Annotated in this window: 16 protein-coding genes; 11 read left to right on the top strand and 5 right to left on the bottom strand. The window is 39.3% G+C overall.

From position 1 onward, the window contains the following. Nucleotides 1-41 precede the first annotated feature (41 nt). Nucleotides 42-785, bottom strand: coding sequence for a DUF3307 domain-containing protein (locus CIK86_RS08010; protein WP_011328595.1), 744 nt, complete (start codon nucleotides 783-785; stop codon nucleotides 42-44). Continuing rightward, nucleotides 785-1,408 (bottom strand): hypothetical protein, encoded by a 624-nt coding sequence (locus CIK86_RS08005; protein ID WP_041454486.1) that lies wholly within the window; start codon nucleotides 1,406-1,408, stop codon nucleotides 785-787. Before CIK86_RS08005 ends, CIK86_RS08010 begins: the two co-directional genes overlap by 1 nt. 150 nt (nucleotides 1,409-1,558) lie before the next feature. On the opposite strand from CIK86_RS08005, the gene CIK86_RS08000 reads away from it, so the two are divergent. From CIK86_RS08000 to CIK86_RS07970, 7 genes are all read left to right on the top strand, one after another. Continuing rightward, nucleotides 1,559-2,062, top strand: a complete 504-nt coding sequence (locus CIK86_RS08000; RefSeq protein ID WP_086999215.1) for an NYN domain-containing protein — start codon at nucleotides 1,559-1,561, stop codon at nucleotides 2,060-2,062. A gap of 189 nt (nucleotides 2,063-2,251) precedes the next feature. Further along, complete coding sequence (gene nudC, locus CIK86_RS07995; RefSeq protein WP_086999213.1) at nucleotides 2,252-3,175, top strand: NAD(+) diphosphatase; 924 nt, start codon at nucleotides 2,252-2,254, stop codon at nucleotides 3,173-3,175. Nucleotides 3,176-3,177: 2 nt separating this feature from the next. Continuing rightward, nucleotides 3,178-4,359: a cystathionine beta-lyase gene (locus CIK86_RS07990; protein ID WP_086999208.1), complete on the top strand. Its 1,182-nt coding sequence runs from the start codon at nucleotides 3,178-3,180 to the stop codon at nucleotides 4,357-4,359. Between the two features lie 143 nt (nucleotides 4,360-4,502). Beyond that, nucleotides 4,503-5,330 (top strand): ABC transporter permease subunit, encoded by an 828-nt coding sequence (locus tag CIK86_RS07985; RefSeq protein ID WP_086999203.1) that lies wholly within the window; start codon nucleotides 4,503-4,505, stop codon nucleotides 5,328-5,330. After that, nucleotides 5,327-6,235: an ABC transporter ATP-binding protein gene (locus tag CIK86_RS07980; RefSeq protein ID WP_086999200.1), complete on the top strand. Its 909-nt coding sequence runs from the start codon at nucleotides 5,327-5,329 to the stop codon at nucleotides 6,233-6,235. The genes CIK86_RS07985 and CIK86_RS07980 overlap by 4 nt, the downstream gene beginning before the upstream one ends. Further along, a complete protein-coding gene (locus CIK86_RS07975; RefSeq protein WP_011328588.1) occupies nucleotides 6,235-6,609 on the top strand; it encodes a PH domain-containing protein in 375 nt (124 codons plus the stop codon). The genes CIK86_RS07980 and CIK86_RS07975 overlap by 1 nt, the downstream gene beginning before the upstream one ends. Before the next feature lie 200 nt (nucleotides 6,610-6,809). Further along, nucleotides 6,810-7,613 (top strand): putative porin, encoded by an 804-nt coding sequence (locus tag CIK86_RS07970; protein ID WP_086999197.1) that lies wholly within the window; start codon nucleotides 6,810-6,812, stop codon nucleotides 7,611-7,613. Between the two features lie 362 nt (nucleotides 7,614-7,975). Here the strand turns inward: CIK86_RS07970 and CIK86_RS07965 are convergent, their stop codons facing one another. Further along, the gene (locus CIK86_RS07965) at nucleotides 7,976-9,013 is read right to left on the bottom strand and encodes an IS110 family transposase (protein ID WP_096317089.1); all 1,038 of its coding nucleotides are present in this window, start codon (nucleotides 9,011-9,013) and stop codon (nucleotides 7,976-7,978) included. Nucleotides 9,014-9,436: 423 nt separating this feature from the next. Here CIK86_RS07965 and CIK86_RS07960 point away from each other — a divergent pair, with 423 nt between their 5' ends. Continuing rightward, a complete protein-coding gene (locus CIK86_RS07960) occupies nucleotides 9,437-11,713 on the top strand; it encodes an acyl-CoA dehydrogenase (protein WP_011328586.1) in 2,277 nt (758 codons plus the stop codon). A 79-nt stretch (nucleotides 11,714-11,792) separates the two neighbouring features. Here the strand turns inward: CIK86_RS07960 and CIK86_RS07955 are convergent, their stop codons facing one another. Together CIK86_RS07955 and cysK are read right to left on the bottom strand one after the other, a co-directional pair. Continuing rightward, complete coding sequence (locus CIK86_RS07955) at nucleotides 11,793-12,227, bottom strand: hypothetical protein (RefSeq protein ID WP_086993391.1); 435 nt, start codon at nucleotides 12,225-12,227, stop codon at nucleotides 11,793-11,795. Nucleotides 12,228-12,368: 141 nt separating this feature from the next. Then, nucleotides 12,369-13,337, bottom strand: coding sequence for a cysteine synthase A (cysK, locus tag CIK86_RS07950; protein ID WP_086993393.1), 969 nt, complete (start codon nucleotides 13,335-13,337; stop codon nucleotides 12,369-12,371). Between the two features lie 710 nt (nucleotides 13,338-14,047). Between cysK and CIK86_RS07945 the strand changes: the two genes are divergently transcribed. From CIK86_RS07945 to uvrC, 3 genes are all read left to right on the top strand, one after another. Further along, a complete protein-coding gene (locus tag CIK86_RS07945) occupies nucleotides 14,048-15,193 on the top strand; it encodes a dicarboxylate/amino acid:cation symporter (protein WP_086993395.1) in 1,146 nt (381 codons plus the stop codon). A gap of 148 nt (nucleotides 15,194-15,341) precedes the next feature. Beyond that, nucleotides 15,342-15,992, top strand: coding sequence for a UvrY/SirA/GacA family response regulator transcription factor (gene uvrY / locus CIK86_RS07940; protein WP_011328582.1), 651 nt, complete (start codon nucleotides 15,342-15,344; stop codon nucleotides 15,990-15,992). A 9-nt stretch (nucleotides 15,993-16,001) separates the two neighbouring features. After that, on the top strand, nucleotides 16,002-17,825 hold the full coding sequence (gene uvrC, locus CIK86_RS07935; protein WP_086993397.1) for an excinuclease ABC subunit UvrC: 1,824 nt from the start codon (nucleotides 16,002-16,004) through the stop codon (nucleotides 17,823-17,825). The last annotated feature ends 27 nt before the right edge of the window (nucleotides 17,826-17,852 follow it).

The following is a 17,852-nucleotide window of genomic DNA, read 5'->3' as shown; positions in this document are numbered from 1 at the left end:
ATGGGGATTTTTTAGTGTGTATGCTTTGCTATTATTACAGGCTAGCTGATTAAGTAATTAATTCCTAATCCTACAAATAAGGTAACACTTACGCTAAGTAGTGTGCCTAGCATTACATATTCGGTGAGCTTTTTATCTTTACTGGCACTTAAATCGCCAAATCTAAATACAGATTTAGCGGCAATTAAAAACCCTAGCCCTGCAAACTGATCTAATAAGATAAACGTTAGCATCAGTACTCTTTCAAGCATGCCAATACTTTGTCCAGCTAAGGGCAGGCTACCATCACTTGAAAAGTGGTTGGTTATACGCTCTAACATCATTCTTATAAATACGGCACTGGGATTTAAAATAATGAGGTAACCAGCTATAACCCACAGCGCTTTTGAGTTGGTTAATAGCGCCATTACACTGTTAGTAAACTGCAGATTGTCAGTTAGCCAAATACTTATCGCAATAATAATGATGATATGTGCAATTTGGTCGAATAAAAAAGGCACTACGCCTTTATTAGAGTACGATTTTGCAATATCAATAAAGTAGTGGCTAATCACGATAATACTGGTGGCAAGAAATACGCTACTCAGTTGTTGCCAGCCAAAGGTATACTCCCAAAGCGTAATAATTAGTGCGCTAGTCACGCCGTGAACTAATACATGGTAGTAAAGTTTTTTTGCTTTAAAGTGGCGGGTGTTTCTGTCGTTTACCCAGCTCATGGGTTGCCAGTAAAAATCGGCGAGTAGGTGGCCAATAATAAGGGCAACGAGTAAGAGTGAAAATGCCATTATTTACTTCCTGCGATTATTTTTTGGATACATTGCTGAGTGTATTTAATAAAACGCTCTATTAGTTGGTAATGCGCTAAATTAAGCAATTTAGTAACATTCTCCCGGCTTGTTTTTAGCTCTTTAGCTACAGCGGCATGGCTGTTGTCGGCTTTAGTTAAGTACACATACAAGGCATTGGCCTGCTTTAGCGTAATTTTAGTGAGTAACACATCTACAAAGGCTAGATTAAGGCTTAAGCTCTCATCGAGTTGTTGCTCTGCAATATTAATAATAAAGCGTTGATTGGCTATTTTATCTAGCCCTTGCCCAGAGAGAGTAAAGGCAGAGCCGGTTGCGGTTTTTATATCGCTGCGCGGATTATCTATTTTCCCTAAAGCCATACTTTGGCGTAGTTCATACCCCGATGCTTTTAAGTGTAAATACACTAAAATAGCGGTTTTAAATAATTGCTCTGGGTTGTTTAACTGTAATTGAAAGGCATCGCCTCGGTATATATTCCAATGAGTGCGCTGTGTGGTAATACTTCTTAGGCTTTGCTCTAGCTGATAAAGCATGGCATCGTACTGCTGCTGAGGAATAGTTTGCGATTTAATAATGTCGCCGCTGATCACACCAATCATATGAGCCTCGAAATAGTTACTTTTTAAAATGTAACCTAAATTGGTTACATGGAGTTAAGTAACCAATTTAGGTTACTTAAATAAAAAATGCAAGGTACACTTATTTTAATAGCACCACGCCATTACTATAAATCCTGATTAGGAAATTAAATGACTTCACAACACGAGCTGCAAAATACCAAACCCCGTGTAGGTATTTTTGTCGATGTACAAAATATTTATTACACTTGCCGTGAAAGTTACGGAAAAAACTTTGATTACAACGCATTTTGGCGAGTTATGGCGCAGCAATATAATATTGAATGTGCGTTTGCTTATGCAATTTACCGAGGGGATGAAAAACAAAGCCAGTTTCAAAATATTTTGCGTGCAATTGGTTTTGAGGTAAAACTTAAGCCATTTATTCAACGCCGCGATGGCAGTGCCAAAGGCGACTGGGATGTGGGTATAACCATTGATATGCTTGAGCATGGTAAAAACCTTGATAAAGTTATTTTACTCTCTGGTGATGGCGACTTTGCTTTATTGTTGGGGCATTTAAAAAGCCAATATAATGTTCCGTGTGATGTATATGGCGCTGATAGGTTAACCGCAGAGGCATTAAAACAAAGTGCTGAGCAATTTCATTTAATCGACAATACATTTTTGCTTTAAATCAAGGTTTACTAATAGCCAAAAAATAACACTCACATAGGCTATTAGCCCCTGCAACATGAGACTTTTTAATACTGCAGTGTTATATAGCAATTAAGCCTATTTTAGGCTTTTTTTATCGCGCTAATAAATTGGGTTTACTAAAGGGTTATGGTAATTTTAAAACATAACGTGTACCTAAGGATTTAAATGCTTCATTACAGCAACATGCCACTAGACAGAGGCTCAAATTTTCGTAACGACCCAGCATGGCTTAAAGCGCATATGTCGGCGCAAAGTAAGTGGGTTTTAGTTAAAAATAATCAAACCTTATTTATTAAAGATACCCCAAAAGTTAGTTATTTATCGTATCAACAGGTTGCCTATTTAGATTTAACGAATGCTATTTTTGTTGGCTTAAACAATGCAAAAGATGGGGTGTTTGCTCTTGATGTATCTAAGCTAGATACCAGCATACTTGATCCTTTAATTGACGGCGCACAGTTTGTTGACATACGCCAATACGGCCCTCAAGTAACCATTAAATACGCTTCAATAGCGGCACTTGCACGCGGCTTATGTTATTGGCATGCAACTCATAGTTTTTGTGGACGTTGCGGCAGTAAAAATCATTTAGTAGAAGCCGGGCATTCGCGAGTATGCGAAAACGAAAACTGTAAACACCCTACTTTTCCGCGCACTGATCCTGCAGTAATTATGGTGGTTACTAAAGTGTTTGCCGATGGGGTAGAGCGCTGTTTACTAGGTCGCCAAGCTGCGTGGGCGAGCGGTATGTATTCGTCGTTAGCGGGCTTTGTTGATCCCGGTGAAACACTCGAGCAAGCAGTTGCTCGTGAGGTAAAAGAAGAAGCGGGTATTGAAGTAAATAATGTACGTTATGTTGCATCACAACCTTGGCCGTTTCCTTCATCAATAATGCTGGGCTTTTTTGCCGAAGCGGTTACAGAAGATATTAATGTTGATAAAAACGAACTTGACGATGCTAAGTGGTTTAGCCGTGAAGAGTTACGCCAGTTTGGTAATTGGCATGACGAGGGGGAGCATTTAAAGCTTCCCAGAACAGATTCTATTTCTCGCTATTTAATTGAGTACTGGCTAAATAATAAGGATTAAGCATGACGAGCAAAAGCAATAAAAATACCCAACTTGTTACATCAGGACGTAAAAAAGCCTATACCCACGGTGTAGTTAATCCGGTTGTGCAACGTGCATCAACCATAGTATTTGACTCAGTAGCAGAATTAAAAAAAGCCGCTAAAACATGTGGTGACAAAACCTTATTTTATGGCCGTAGAGGCACAACTACCCACTTTGCGCTGCAAGAAGCGATAACTGAGCTTGAGGGCGGCGAAGGGTGTGTACTTTATCCGTGTGGCGCAGCTGCAATTAGCCAAACTTTGCTGTCGTTTTTAAAAACCGGCGACCATATTTTAATGGTTGATAATGTATACGAACCTACTCGTGATTTTTGCGATAAAATTCTAGCCGGCCTGGGTATTAGCACTACGTATTACCCACCTACTATAGGCGCAGGAATTAAAGACTACATTAAAACAAACACCAAGGTATTGTTTTTGGAATCGCCGGGCTCTATTACCATGGAAATTCAAGATGTACCGGCTATGGTAAAAGTAGCAAACGAGCACCACATAATGACCATGCTTGATAATACCTATGGCAACGGTTTGCATTATCGTCCGCTTGAGCACGGTGTTGATATTAGTATTCAAGCAGCTACTAAATATATAGTAGGCCATTCTGATGTAATGATGGGCGTGGCTGTTGCTAATAAAAAGTATTGGCTAACTTTGCGCGAAAACTCCTATTTACTCGGGCAATGCACTAGCGCAGACGATGCATATTTAGCACTTAGGGGCTTACGCAGTATGGCTGTGCGTTTAAATCAACACGAAAAAGCAGCAATAGAAGTGGCTACATGGCTTGAGCAACATGAGCTTGTTGATCATATTCGCCACCCAGCATTTGCTACTTGCCCAGGGCATGAGTTTTTTAAACGTGACTTTGATGGCAGTAATGGTTTGTTCTCAATAGTAATGAAAGCAGGGGGTCAGGCTGCCATAGATGCGTTTTTAGATAGCCTACACTATTTTAAAATGGGTTTTTCGTGGGGCGGCTTCGAAAGCTTAGTAACCGCTAATTTAACCATGAAAGGGCTGCGTTCGGATACAGGTTGGGATTTAGGGCCCGTTATTCGTTTGCATATAGGCCTTGAAGATGTAGACGATTTAATCAACGACTTAAGCCAAGCACTTGAGGTTTATAAGCAGCATTTATAATTTTTAATGTAATTTATGCTGTTACATTAAAATGTATTGTTACAAAGCTCACCATTGGTGAGCTTTTTTTTTCTGGTAATTCAAGGTGTTTACACTTAGTGTGGATAAATATACTGAAAACAAAAAGTCATTAAGGATAGTCAATGGCAACACCATTACCGATAAACATAGGGCGACTAACGCAAATAGCAGGCTTTGAGCTCGTACGTATGTTTTTAACTAAACGTGGGCTCATTGCATTAGCTGCCTTTGCATTGGTGTGGCTAATAATACTGCGCTACCCGATAGGGCAAGCGGTAGGCATTGTAAGTGCGCCCGATTTTGAACAAATTGCCCGTGATATATCTGGCTCCATAGGTTTAAGTAAATTACTTGATTGGCCTGAGGCCGAATTTGCTATGTATTGGCTGATTGCTTTGTATAGCTTTCCGATATTTAGTGTGTTTATTTGCAGCGACCAAACGGTAGGCGATAGAGAGCGTGGCACACTTCGCTTTTTATCGCTGCGTTCAACACGTTTTGAAATACTCTTTGGCCGTTTTTTAGGGCAATTAGCGGTATTAGCATGCTTGGTAGGTATTACCCTGGTGGCTACGCTCGCTGTGCTGGGGTTTAGAGATCCTAGTTTACTTGCTGGTGGCTTTGCCCGCGCACTTTCTATATTTTTAATATTAGTGGTTACTCTGTGCCCATTTGTAGCTCTTATGACGTTGATAAATACCTTTGCTCGCTCATCGCGTTTATCTATAGTGTTGGCAATTTTATATTTTACTGCAGGCGGTATTGTTGTTGGTATTTTGCAGTGGCAAATCCCCGCATTAGGTATGCTTGATTATTTATTTCCGGGTGTACAAATAGAGCTATTAGCTGGACAAAATTTACCATTACTAAGCGCGGTGGCTATTCCACTGATCCAAACAGCGGTATTACTAAGCGTTGCTCAGCGTGTTTTTGCAAGGAGCTCACTATGAGAGCATTAATTACAGGCAGCGGTTTGAGTAAATCGTATGGCGCAAAACTTGCGCTTAATAATGTGAACTTTGAAATAAATAAAGGTGCGCCAGTGGCGCTTGTTGGGCCAAATGGCGCGGGTAAAACCACCTTATTTAGTTTGTTATGCGGCTATATAGCGCCCAGTAAAGGCAGTCTTGAAATATTAGGGCATAAGCCTGGCAGCGCAGCTTTATTTAATAAAGTAAGTGCATTACCGCAAGACGCGCAGCTTGACCCTCGTTTTAATATAGACAAGCAACTTGCCTTTTATGCAAAACTACAGGGTATGGGCGCTAAGCAAAGCCAAACTGAGGCGCTACGTGTACTTGACTTGGTTGGTCTAAAAGAGATTGCAAAGCAGCGTGCAGGGGACTTATCACACGGTATGCGTAAACGTGTAACCATAGCACAGGCGCTTATTGGTGAGCCGCAAATAGTGATGCTTGATGAAGCCACTGCGGGGCTTGATCCTATTCATGCCAGAGAAGTACGCGAGCTGGTTTCTGATTTAAGTGAGCAGGCTACTTTTATTTTAAGCTCGCACGATTTAACCGAGCTGGAGCGACTTTGCTCGCAAGTATTGCATTTAGATAAAGGCGTTTTAAGCGAGCATCAAACCAAAGAAAACAAGTCAGATACACATTTTTATACCCTAATGCTTAATGAAAATTATCAAAATGTAGAGCAACAGTTGCAATCGATAGCAGGTATAAGCCGTGTATATATAAGCCAACATAAAGAGTTTGTAATTGAGTACCAGCCTACAGGTGAACCGCTTGATATTGCATTGCTTAACTTTTGCCATCAGCATAACTGGCAATATAGGCAGCTTGTGAACGGACACACCCTAGAGAATCAAATTTTTAAACAGGAGAAATTATAATGGGATTATTCAGTGGGTTAATGGGTAACGCTAGCGAAGTAGATGATGCCGACTTAGAAAAAGTATTATTAAATACCTTAATAGAAGGCGAACAGGTTGAAAAGGCTTATAAAGTAATACGCGATATGTTTATTTTTACTAACAAGCGATTGATCTTGATAGATAAACAAGGTGTTACTGGTTCTAAAATGGAGATGATCAGTATAGCTTATTCAAAAATAACAAAGTTTAGTAAAGAAAGCGCAGGGCATTTTGATCTAGATGCCGAGCTGAAAATATGGGTTGGCTCAGACTCTACACCTATTAGTAAAGACTTTAAGTCTGGCGATAATATTAATGATGTTTATCGTATTATTAGCCAATATGCACTGTAATACTTAGTTTAGTTAAAGTAGTTGTTAGCATGGTGTTGCAATTACTTTAATCTTACACATACCTACACTTCATTACAATTAACTTAATGAATACAAGTGCTTAGTTAAGTTTTCATTCAGTTTCACAGCGTTAGCATGTCCCTCGATCTCAGCTACCCAGCTAAGACATAAAAAAGTCATATAAATAGGGATTTATCATAATGAAAAAGTTAGCAGTTATTATCTCAAGTATTTTATTATCTAGCGCTGCAACCACTGCAATGGCAGCAGATAGCTATCAGTCAATTAGTAACCTAGGCTTTAAGCATGAAACTAGCAGCAATAACAATACCGTTGCGGTGGATTCTATTTACTATTTATCGCCTAAAAAAACATTAGGCCCGTACGATCAGTTTGAATACATAAATAAACAAAGTAATGTATATGGTGGCTACGCTGACGACGACTCTAGTGACGTAACTTCAGTTGGTGGCGAATACTTTATTAACAACTTTGTGGTAGGTGCATCTTACAGTAACCTTGATACTGGTTCGCACAATGAGTTTTACACGCTTTCAGGTGGTTTCTTTTTTAACCCAAACTTACTGGCTAAAGTAACTTTAGTTGAAAACAAAAACGGTGAAGATTTTGCGTTATTTGATTTAGCTTACAACCACATGTTAAACAGCACTGACTACATTGGTGTAACAGTAACCGCTGATGACGACTTTGATTACCGTGCAGTAGCAGCTAAATACTTTATTGACTTGCAGCAAGGTAACTTCTTAACGTTTGAAGGTAAGTACGAGAGCATTGATGATAAAGAAAACCAATGGGTAGCAGAAACTAACTACTACTTCTCAAAAGCAACATCTGTATTTGCTAACTACAACAAGCAAGATGCTTACAGCTTTGGTGCTCAGCATTTCATTAATGAAAATGTAGGTATTAAAGTTGGTTACGGTAACAATGCTGATGATTCAGGCAACGATGCTTACTTTGCTAACATGCGTTTTCAGTTTTAATTAAGGCTTATAGTTAATTTACTTAAGAGTAAAAACAAACCCCGCTTAATACTAAGCGGGGTTTTTGTATTTTTAAAGTAAGTAATTGAGTTAAAAATAATAACTAAAGCTATGCAGAAAGTTAAAAGAGGTGATTTTTAAATAAACTAGGGCCTTATATGGACTCCCTATTAATGTCAAAAATAAAATTGAAATAAATTAGATGCTAGCTTATATACGGGCTCAAATTGAGGAGCTACCCCTGGCCTCAAATGTATTCGCACCTTCATGACTTTTCTGTTGAGCAGTTTTTCAAACTTCAGACCCTAACAGTCTATTGAAGGTCGGTCTTACCTATTTCAATCGATCTTTCTGACAAGTTTTTAAGCCACAAGTAATTGTGGCTGATAATCTTTGTTATGCTTTTGCATTGCAAAAGCCGTTCTGATTGTTTTATTTGCTAACGCTATTGCGGCTACTTTTTTGCCTCGACGTACACTTAATTCTTTTAACCATATATCTTTTTGGCTACGAACTTCTCTTTTTTCTAGTTGTGAAACAACAGCTAATGCGCCTTTATACAAAGCACTACGCAGCTTCTTATTTCCTATTACTTTAGATATCGAGCCTATCTTTTGTTTTCCCCCGCTACTATGCTGTACTGGTGTTAGACCAAAGCAGGCCGCTGCTTCTCGACCATTTTTAAAATGGGTTGTATTACCTAGTGCTATTTTAATCAGTATTGCACAGACCGGTCCCACGCCTTCTAATGCTTGCAAGCGTATACAGGTTTGATCTTCTTTAATTACTTCATGCAATTGCTTTTCAATCAGCTTCACCTCTTCGACCGCCTCAGTAAAACGCTGATAAACTCGGTTAATTGTGAAGCGAAAAGCGCCTGTTAGGCTGTTTTCAGCATCTTCTAATATCTCAGGTATCGCTTGGGTCAACTTCGTATCCCCTTGAGCAATTGGGTAACCAAACTCTAACAATAAAGCTCTTAGTTGATTACCTAAGCTGACTTTTTGTTTGACTAATAAATCACGCATACATTCAATGCCTTGTAAGCATTGCTCTTGCACTGAAAGTAAACGACTTCCTTTTATATGAGGCTGTCTCGCTGCAACTGAAATAGCCAGCGCATCATTTGCATCGGTTTTCTGCCCTTGACGAAACGCTTTTACCTGTCGCGCGTTGATCGCTTTGATCTGGTGCCCTGCCTGTTTAGCAAATTGCGCCCAATAATGCGTACCACCACATGATTCCATAGCAACTAAAGATTGCTGTTCTTTAATTAATAACTCTTTAAGCTTGGCTCTGCTTATTGTTTTGTTATAAATAACTTTGCCATTGCTTTGCGTTTTGCAAACTTGAAATAAATTTTTTGCTAAATCAATCGCTATCACATTACAATTCAACATGTATGGGCTCCTTAGTAAAAGTTTGAACACTTATTACGTTACTTCTGATGGAAGTGGGAGTCCATACATCTGTTGACCTTTCAGGATTAAAATTTGTTCTAACTAAGGACGATTTAATCGTGGCGCGAGGTTTGTAACCTAGTGGGCTAAGTAAAAGCCGAGCAACAAAGAGTTAATCGTCCCTAGGACGAACCTTCAGGCAGCGCGTGTTTGGTATTTATGCTGCGTTATCGCCTATTTATGGGGAATAACCACACTACATAGGCTCTGCCTTGCCTAAATACCAAACACACTGCTGCAAATTTAACCTCGAAAGATAAACAGGCCCTAAGCATAACTTACGACTGAAGAATGATTGTATTTAACTTGAGAACGGTCATAATTAAACCACTATTTTCATTCAATGTATCAAGGAATATGCACATGACATTTTTTATTATATTGCTGGTCGTGGTGGTGGTTATATTTGCAGTTAAAAATATTCGCCTCAATTTAATCAGTCGACCTACCTTTAAAATGTTTAAAAAAGTATTACCGCCGTTATCACAAACCGAGCGCGAGGCAATGGAAGCTGGTGATGTTTGGTGGGATGGTGAGTTATTTAGTGGTAACCCAGACTGGCAAAAGCTGCACCGCTTTCCTAAGCCTGAGCTAAGTGATAAAGAAAACGCCTTTATGGATAATCAAGTAGAGACTTTATTGGCTATGCTTGACGATTATCAAATTGTGCAAAAAGATAAAGACTTACCAAAAGATGTTTGGGATTACTTAAAATCGGAAGGTTTTTTTGCATTAATAATTCCTGAAAAATTTGGTGGGCGTGAATTTTCTGCGATTGCAAACTCTACTATAGTGTCAAAAATTGCCACAAAAAGCTTAACAGCAGCTGTTACCGTAATGGTACCTAATAGCTTAGGCCCAGGTGAATTACTGCTACATTACGGTACTACAGAGCAACAAAACCGCTGGTTGCCTACGTTGGCGACTGGTGAAGATGTACCTTGTTTTGCACTAACAGGTCCAGAAGCCGGATCTGATGCAGGAAGCATTCCTGACTCAGGCGTGGTGTGTATGGGGGAGCATAATGGCGAAGAGGTTTTAGGCCTGCGTTTAAATTGGTCAAAACGTTATATTACGCTTGCGCCTGTGGCAACGGTTTTAGGGCTTGCCTTTAAAATGTATGACCCTGATGGTTTATTAGGTGGAGAAAAAGAGCTGGGAATTACCTGTGCGCTTATCCCTACTGATCACCCTGGAGTTGAAACTGGCGAGCGCCATTACCCACTAAATATGGCGTTTATGAATGGCACAACGTACGGTGAAGATGTGTTTATTCCACTGGATTGGATTATAGGCGGGCAGCAAGGCGCTGGACGTGGTTGGCGCATGTTGGTTGAGTGTTTAAGTGCAGGGCGTGGCATTTCATTGCCAGCATTAAGTACAGCAACAGGGCATTTAGCCGCTAAAATGACCTCAGCTTACGCCATGGTGCGCCAACAGTTTGGTGTGTCTATTGGTCAATTTGAAGGTGTACAAGAAGCACTTGCACGTATTGGTGGTTTAACCTATGCGCTTGAGTCGTGTCGTTTAATGACGGCAGGTGCAATTGATTTAAAACTCAGCCCTTCAGTTGTTACCGCTATTGCTAAATACCATATGACTGAAATGGGTCGTACAGTAATGAACGATGCGATGGATATTCATTCAGGTAAAGGCATTCAGGTTGGTCCAAATAACTATTTAGCGCATGGCTATATGGGGATCCCAGTATCGATTACGGTAGAAGGCGCTAATATTTTAACCCGTAATTTAATGATATTTGGCCAAGGTGCCACACGTTGTCATCCGTTTGTATTAAAAGAAATGGAAGCGGCAGCGATGGAAGATGATGACGCTGCATTAGAGCAATTTGATGGTTTATTAATGGACCATATTATGTTTGCCGCGTGCAACGCCAGCATGGCACTTGTGCATGGTTTAACGCGTAGTTGTTTTGCTAAAGCACCGGTAAGTGGCGAAACAGCAGTTTACTATAAGCAACTGACAAGAATGAGCCGTGGCCTTGCCATATGTACAGATGTAGCCATGCTCATGTTAGGCGGAGAACTTAAACGTAAAGAAATGATATCGGCACGTTTAGGTGATGTATTAAGCCATTTGTACTTAGCGTCAACCGTACTAAAACGTTTTGAAGACGAAGGGCGTCAACAAGCCGACTTACCCTTTGTTAAATACGCAATAGAAACGTCATTGTATGAAATTGGCCAAGCATTTGATGGTTTCTTTAAAAACTTCTCAAACCCTGTGGTTAACTTTGTACTCAAACGTATTGTATTCCCACTCGGTAATCATTATCACAAACCAAGTGATGCCATTGCACAAAGTATTTGTAAACATATGACTCAACCAGGTGTGTTTAGAAACCGTTTAACGCATTTATGTTATGTGGATGAAAACGCGGGTACGGGTGTAATGGAAAGTGCATTTTTAGCAATGCATGATATGCAAACACAATTTAAAGATCTAAAACAATGGCAGCGTAAAGGGAAGGTGCCCGCTACGCTTGATATTGAGGGGGCGATTAATTATGCGCTTGAAAACGATTTATTAAAGCAAACCGATGCCGATGCAATGCATCATGCTAATAAATTAAGAAAGCAAGCCATAGCAGTTGATAACTTTCAACCTGGTGAGCTTTAGTTTATAACTAAAATTTAGTAAAAGCCTCATGCTGACAAACATGAGGCTTTTTTATTAGACGGCTTGTTTATTAGATAAATCAACGCGCATAAGGGTCCGCAATTATTTTGTCAATGTACCACTTACCTTTACTGCGCTGCATCTGAACACTGCGCATTTCGTCAATTTTTTTATTACCTAGATAACCAGTAAATATGAGATTAATTTTAGCTTTATCACCATATTGTTCGCGTAAACTCATATTTGACATATCAACTTCTATAATTACTTTATCGTATTGCATATTAACTAAATTACGAGAAAACTGTCTAGCAGTACCATATGATATCATTATACGAGCGAGTGTTGGAGTTGCCATAGTGCTGGCTTTTTTAAGATCTTTTTCGTTATAAAGCGCATCAAAATAGGCCGTTGCAGTATCGCCAGGAGTAACTTCAGTTTTGTTTATTTCATCACCACAGCTAGTAATAAGTAGACAAAAAATAAAGATTAAAAGGGGAGTTATTTTTTTCATTTTATACTTTATTTGATTAATGTTACATAAAGTGTGTGGTTTAATTACACAGATGTAAATAGGGGGAGAGTAAATAAGTAGTTAATGCTTTGTTGTGTAGTGAAAAAGGATGGGGAAACCATCCTTTTTATGTTTCCGCTGTTACTGTACGAGCTCTTGTTCACTAAACTCTTCATCAAACATGGGGCTTGATAAATAACGCTCAGTGGCACTTGGTAAAATAACCACTACATTTTTATCTGCATTTTCAGGCTTTTCAGCAATGCGTTTCGCCGCAACAACCGCTGCGCCAGATGAAATACCTACTAATATACCTTCTTGTCTCATTAGTAAGTGTGCCATCGCAATAGCATCTTCGTTAGATACTTGCTCTGCACCATCAATCACACTTAAATCTAAGTTACCAGGAATAAAGCCAGCACCAATACCTTGAATTTTATGTGGCCCAGGCTTAATTTCTTCACCTGCTAGCGTTTGGCTAATAACCGGTGAATTTGTTGGCTCAACAGCAATCGATTTTACATTGAGACCTTTTTCGTTTTTAAGGTAGCGACTAACACCAGTGATAGTACCGCCAGTACCAACGCCTGCAACAAAAAAGTCTACTTTACCATCAAGGGCATCATAAATTTCAGGGCCGGTGGTTTCAAAGTGAATTTTAGGGTTTGCCGGGTTTTCAAATTGTTGTAATAAAATATATTTATCGGGAGCGGTTGCTTGAATTTCTTTTGCTTTATCAATTGCACCGTTCATACCTTTTGCGCCGTCGGTTAGTACTAGGTTTGCACCTAATGCTTTGAGCAGTTTTCGGCGCTCTAAACTCATAGTATTTGGCATGGTAAGGGTTAGTTTATAACCACGAGATGCTGCCACAAACGCCAGCGCAATACCGGTATTACCAGATGTAGGCTCAATTAGTTCTTTATCTTTCGTTAGCTGCCCTGATTTTTCAGCTTCCCAAATCATTGATGCACCAATACGACATTTTATACTAAAGCTTGGGTTGCGAGATTCAATTTTTGCGTATACGTTGCCACCGGTAACACGGTTAAGTTTTACCAGCGGTGTATTACCAATGCTTAGTGAGTTATCTTCAAAAATAGTAGACATAATGTTCCTTTGGATACAATCCGCTTAACATGTTAGTAGTTTTGCTATTAACTATATAAGCATACTTTACTGTGAGTTTAAAAAATTTAAAGTAAAGTTTGGCTATAACATATATTTATTGGGCTTATAACGAGGATGTGTTTATTTCTCAAGCTTGAATTTACCGCGGTGTGGTTGATTTTTGAGCTGTGTAGGGCCTTCTTAATGTGGTTACTGCTCATTAATTGACGCTAACGACGCTAACGACGCTAACGACGCTTAAAAGATAAATAAACCCTAATTAAATAAAAACTTGGCCTCGTGATCATTACAAGTGTTACTTAAGGAACCTGAGCTCCGGATAATAAATCTATCTCAAGCAGCTATTTTCAGCGCTAACTGCGTTGAATTTACTTGCAATAGGCCAGCTATTGACGCGTAAATTCGCCTTGTTTTCACTGAAAACTTCTGGCTAGAGAAAATAAAATTAAATATAACTATGATTCAATACGTTAGTAAATCTCTTAATCAGAGTTCAGATTAAGTAGAGAAATAAACTTTTGAAAGGCGTGTCATATTTATTTATATTCTAACAATTAATCTATTAAAGACTTAATACTCACCGTATTGTTGCTTATTTGTGCAAATGAACTGCAGTTGAACAGTTTTATGATACAAGCTATGCAAAACATGATAAAAACACAGTATCTAAATTCAAGAAAGCAATCACAATGAAGTTAATCTTAAAATTAATTGCCGGTATTGTGGCCGGTATCTTAGCTGGACTCTATTTACCACTAATAGGCGTTGAACTTTTATATACTGTTAAAGAACTGATTGGACAATTGATCTCCTTTACTATACCGCTGATCATTTTATTTTTTATTGCATCGGGTATTGCTGGACTACCAAAAGGGTCAGGGCACTTATTAGGTAAAACAGTTGGTTTTGCTTATGGCTCTACTGTTATTGCTGGCACACTGGCTTTTTTACTGGTTAGCACAGTAATTCCATTTTTAAGTGGCGGTATTACATTTGAAGCTGAATCAGCGACACAAGTTAGTAGTTTTATTGATTTAGAAATTCCGCCACTAATGGGCGTGATGACTGCATTAATGAGCGCATTTATATTTGGTATTGGCATGAGCCAGCTTGAATTGACTACGCTTAAAACAGTGTCTGATCAGGGGCGTGATATTGTTGATAGCTTATTATCTAAGGTGATAATACCGGCATTACCATTTTATATTGCAGGTGTATTTGCCGAAATGACGGTAGCTGGAACAGTTGTTGATACCCTACAAGCATTTGGCGTAGTACTTATTGCAGCGTTGGTTATGCACTGGTTATGGCTTACTGTTTTATATGTATCTACAGGCTTGTTACTAAAACGCAACCCAATCGAATTAATTAAAAATATGCTACCAGCGTACTTTACCGCTTTGGGCACAATGTCTAGCGCTGCAACAATTCCAGTATCATTACAATCAAGTAAGTCGAATGGCGTAAAAGAAGACGTAGCCAATTTTACGGTTCCGCTTTGTGCGACAATTCATTTATCGGGCTCTACAATTACAATTGTAACCTGTGCAATGGCGGTCATGTTTTTATCACCAAGCATGCAAGCACCTTCATTAATGGGCATGTTGCCATTTATTATGATGTTAGGTGTAGTAATGATTGCCGCACCAGGTGCACCAGGTGGTGCAGTAATGTCGGCACTGGGTTTATTAACAACTATGCTAGGCTTTAATGAAGGCGCAGTAGCTTTAATGATTGCACTATATTTAGCCCAAGACAGTTTTGGTACTGCGTGTAACGTAACCGGTGATGGCGTTATTGCTTTGTGGGTAGATCGCTTTAGCGAAAAAGCATAATAAACTGGGTGTGTTAATCTGTTAATATACATGTATTAACACACCTTAAACGATGAAATAATATCGGTTATTGTTTTATTTTAACTGTGTTACTGTGGCAAATTAATATTATTAAATTGCATTTTATTAGGCTAGTGAGGATGTTCCATTGATTAATGTACTTTTAGTTGATGACCATGAGTTGGTACGAACAGGGATCAGGCGGATTCTTGACGATGTACGAGGCTTTAAAGTTGTTGGAGAAGCTAAAACAGGTGAAGAGGCTGTGCAATTTTGTCGTCAACACTCACCCAATATAGTACTTATGGACATGAATATGCCCGGTATTGGTGGCCTTGAGGCGACGAAAAAGATTTGTCGTTATTGCCCTGATGTAAAAATTATAGTGCTTACTGTTAATTGTGAAGATCCGTATCCTAGCACCGTAATGCAGCTTGGCGCGCATGGCTTTTTAACTAAAGGTGCTGGGTCTGATGAAATGGTACGTGCTATACGCTGTGTGCATGCAGGACAGCGCTATATTGCACCTGAAATTGCACAGCAAATTGCATTAGCACAGGTAAGTGGGCGCACAGATGAAAGTCCATTTCAGAGTTTGTCAGAGCGTGAACTGCAAATAATGCTAATGATCACCAAAGGTGAAAAAGCACAAAGTATAGCTGAGCGTTTAAATTTAAGCTCTAAAACAGTTAATAGCTACCGCTATCGTATGTTTGAAAAACTAAATGTGAGTGGCGATGTAGAGCTGACTCATTTAGCTATTCGCTATAAAATGATTGATATAGACGTATCGTACTAATCATAATTTATGTCTGAATTTGATCACGCCCAGTTTTTAAAAACACTATCGAGTGAGCCCGGGGTTTACCGTATGCTCGATAGTGACAATCAAGTAATTTATGTTGGTAAAGCAAAGCATTTAAAAAAACGGGTGAGTAGTTACTTTAGAAGTAACATCACCGACAGCAAAACCCGTGTTTTAGTCAGTAATATTTGTAATGTTGAAGTAATGCTTACTAATACCGAAACCGAAGCGCTATTACTTGAAAACAATCTGATAAAAAAGTATCAGCCTCGTTACAATATTTTATTACGCGACGATAAATCCTATCCTTATATATTACTTACTAATCATAAACATCCTCGATTAGCGTTTCATCGTGGCAGTCGTAAAGTAAAAGGTGAGTATTTTGGCCCATTTCCAAGTGCGGGGGCGGTATCAGAAAGCTTACGACTGATGCAAAAAATATTTCCCATTCGTCAATGCGAAGATGTTTATTACCGTGCGCGCAGCCGACCATGCTTACAATATCAACTCAAACGATGCTCAGCCCCGTGTGTAAATAAAGTTTCAGATGAAGATTATACTGAGCAAGTTGATTATGTGCGTAAGTTTTTAACGGGTAAATCACATGAGGTAATCGCCGATCTCATTAAAAAAATGGAAGCAGCTAGCCAGCAGCTAAATTTTGAGTTGGCTGCAAAAGTGCGTGACCAAATAATGTTGCTGCGTAAAATGCAGGAACAACAGTCTATTTCGGGTAATTTTGCAGAAATGGATGTTGTAGGCTTTGCACACCTAAATGGTTTAAATGGCATTCACTTATTGATGATCCGCGACCATAAAGTATTGGGCAGTAAAACCTACTTTCCAAAAGTGCCAAAAGACTCAAGTGCACAAGAAATATTGACTTCGTTTTTAGGCCAGTACTATTTAGCGCCGGGGGCAACTGGGCGTATCGCAAAAGAAATCATTTTGCCGTTCGAAATACAAGAAAGCGACGTATTAGGCCAAGCACTTACGCAAATAAGTGAGCGTAAAGTAACTCTTAAAGTAGTTACTCGGGGTGAGCGTGCCCAGTATTTACAGTTAGCCAATAAAAACGCATTAAATAGTATTACCGTTAAGCAAAGCACCCAAGACTCTATTAATAAACGCTATGCGCAATTAAAAGCTACCCTACGCCTTGATGATATAACCAGAATGGAATGTTTTGATATAAGCCATACTATGGGGGAGAACACGGTTGCTAGCTGTGTGGTATTTGATTCACAAGGACCCAATACTAAAGAGTATAGGCGTTACAACGTGACTGGAATAACCGGTGGAGATGATTATGCTGCCATGGAGTTTGCGCTTAATAAGCGCTACAACAAATTAGTTGATGAAGATAAAATACCCGATGTGATTTTTATAGACGGTGGTAAAGGGCAATTAGGGCGTGCAGAGCAGTATTTTGCTACTTGGCCACATGCAAAAATGCCCTTGTTAGTTGGTGTAGCTAAAGGTACAAGCCGTAAACCCGGCCTCGAAACACTGTTAATAGACGGTGGTCGAAAAACTATTCCAATGGATTCAGATGCACCTGCACTGCATTTAATTCAGCATATACGCGACGAATCACATCGTTTTGCTATTGCGGGGCACCGTAATAAGCGCCAAAAACAACGAACGCAATCATTATTAGAAGAAATAAATGGCGTAGGTGCTAAGCGCCGACAAACATTATTAAAATATTTAGGGGGCATGCAAGGGGTAAAAGCTGCTAATATAGAACAGTTAAAGAAAGTACCGGGGATCAGCCCTGACATGGCTGACAAGATATTTAACCATTTGCATGACAAGGGTTAGCCCTTCATGCGAATATAGCAAAAAAGA

The sequence above is a fragment of the Pseudoalteromonas sp. JB197 genome (assembly GCF_002332205.1).
In the GTDB taxonomy this organism is placed as follows: domain Bacteria; phylum Pseudomonadota; class Gammaproteobacteria; order Enterobacterales; family Alteromonadaceae; genus Pseudoalteromonas; species Pseudoalteromonas nigrifaciens.
Note: the sequence above shows the minus strand (reverse complement) of the source record. Positions and strands in the feature narration are given on the sequence as shown.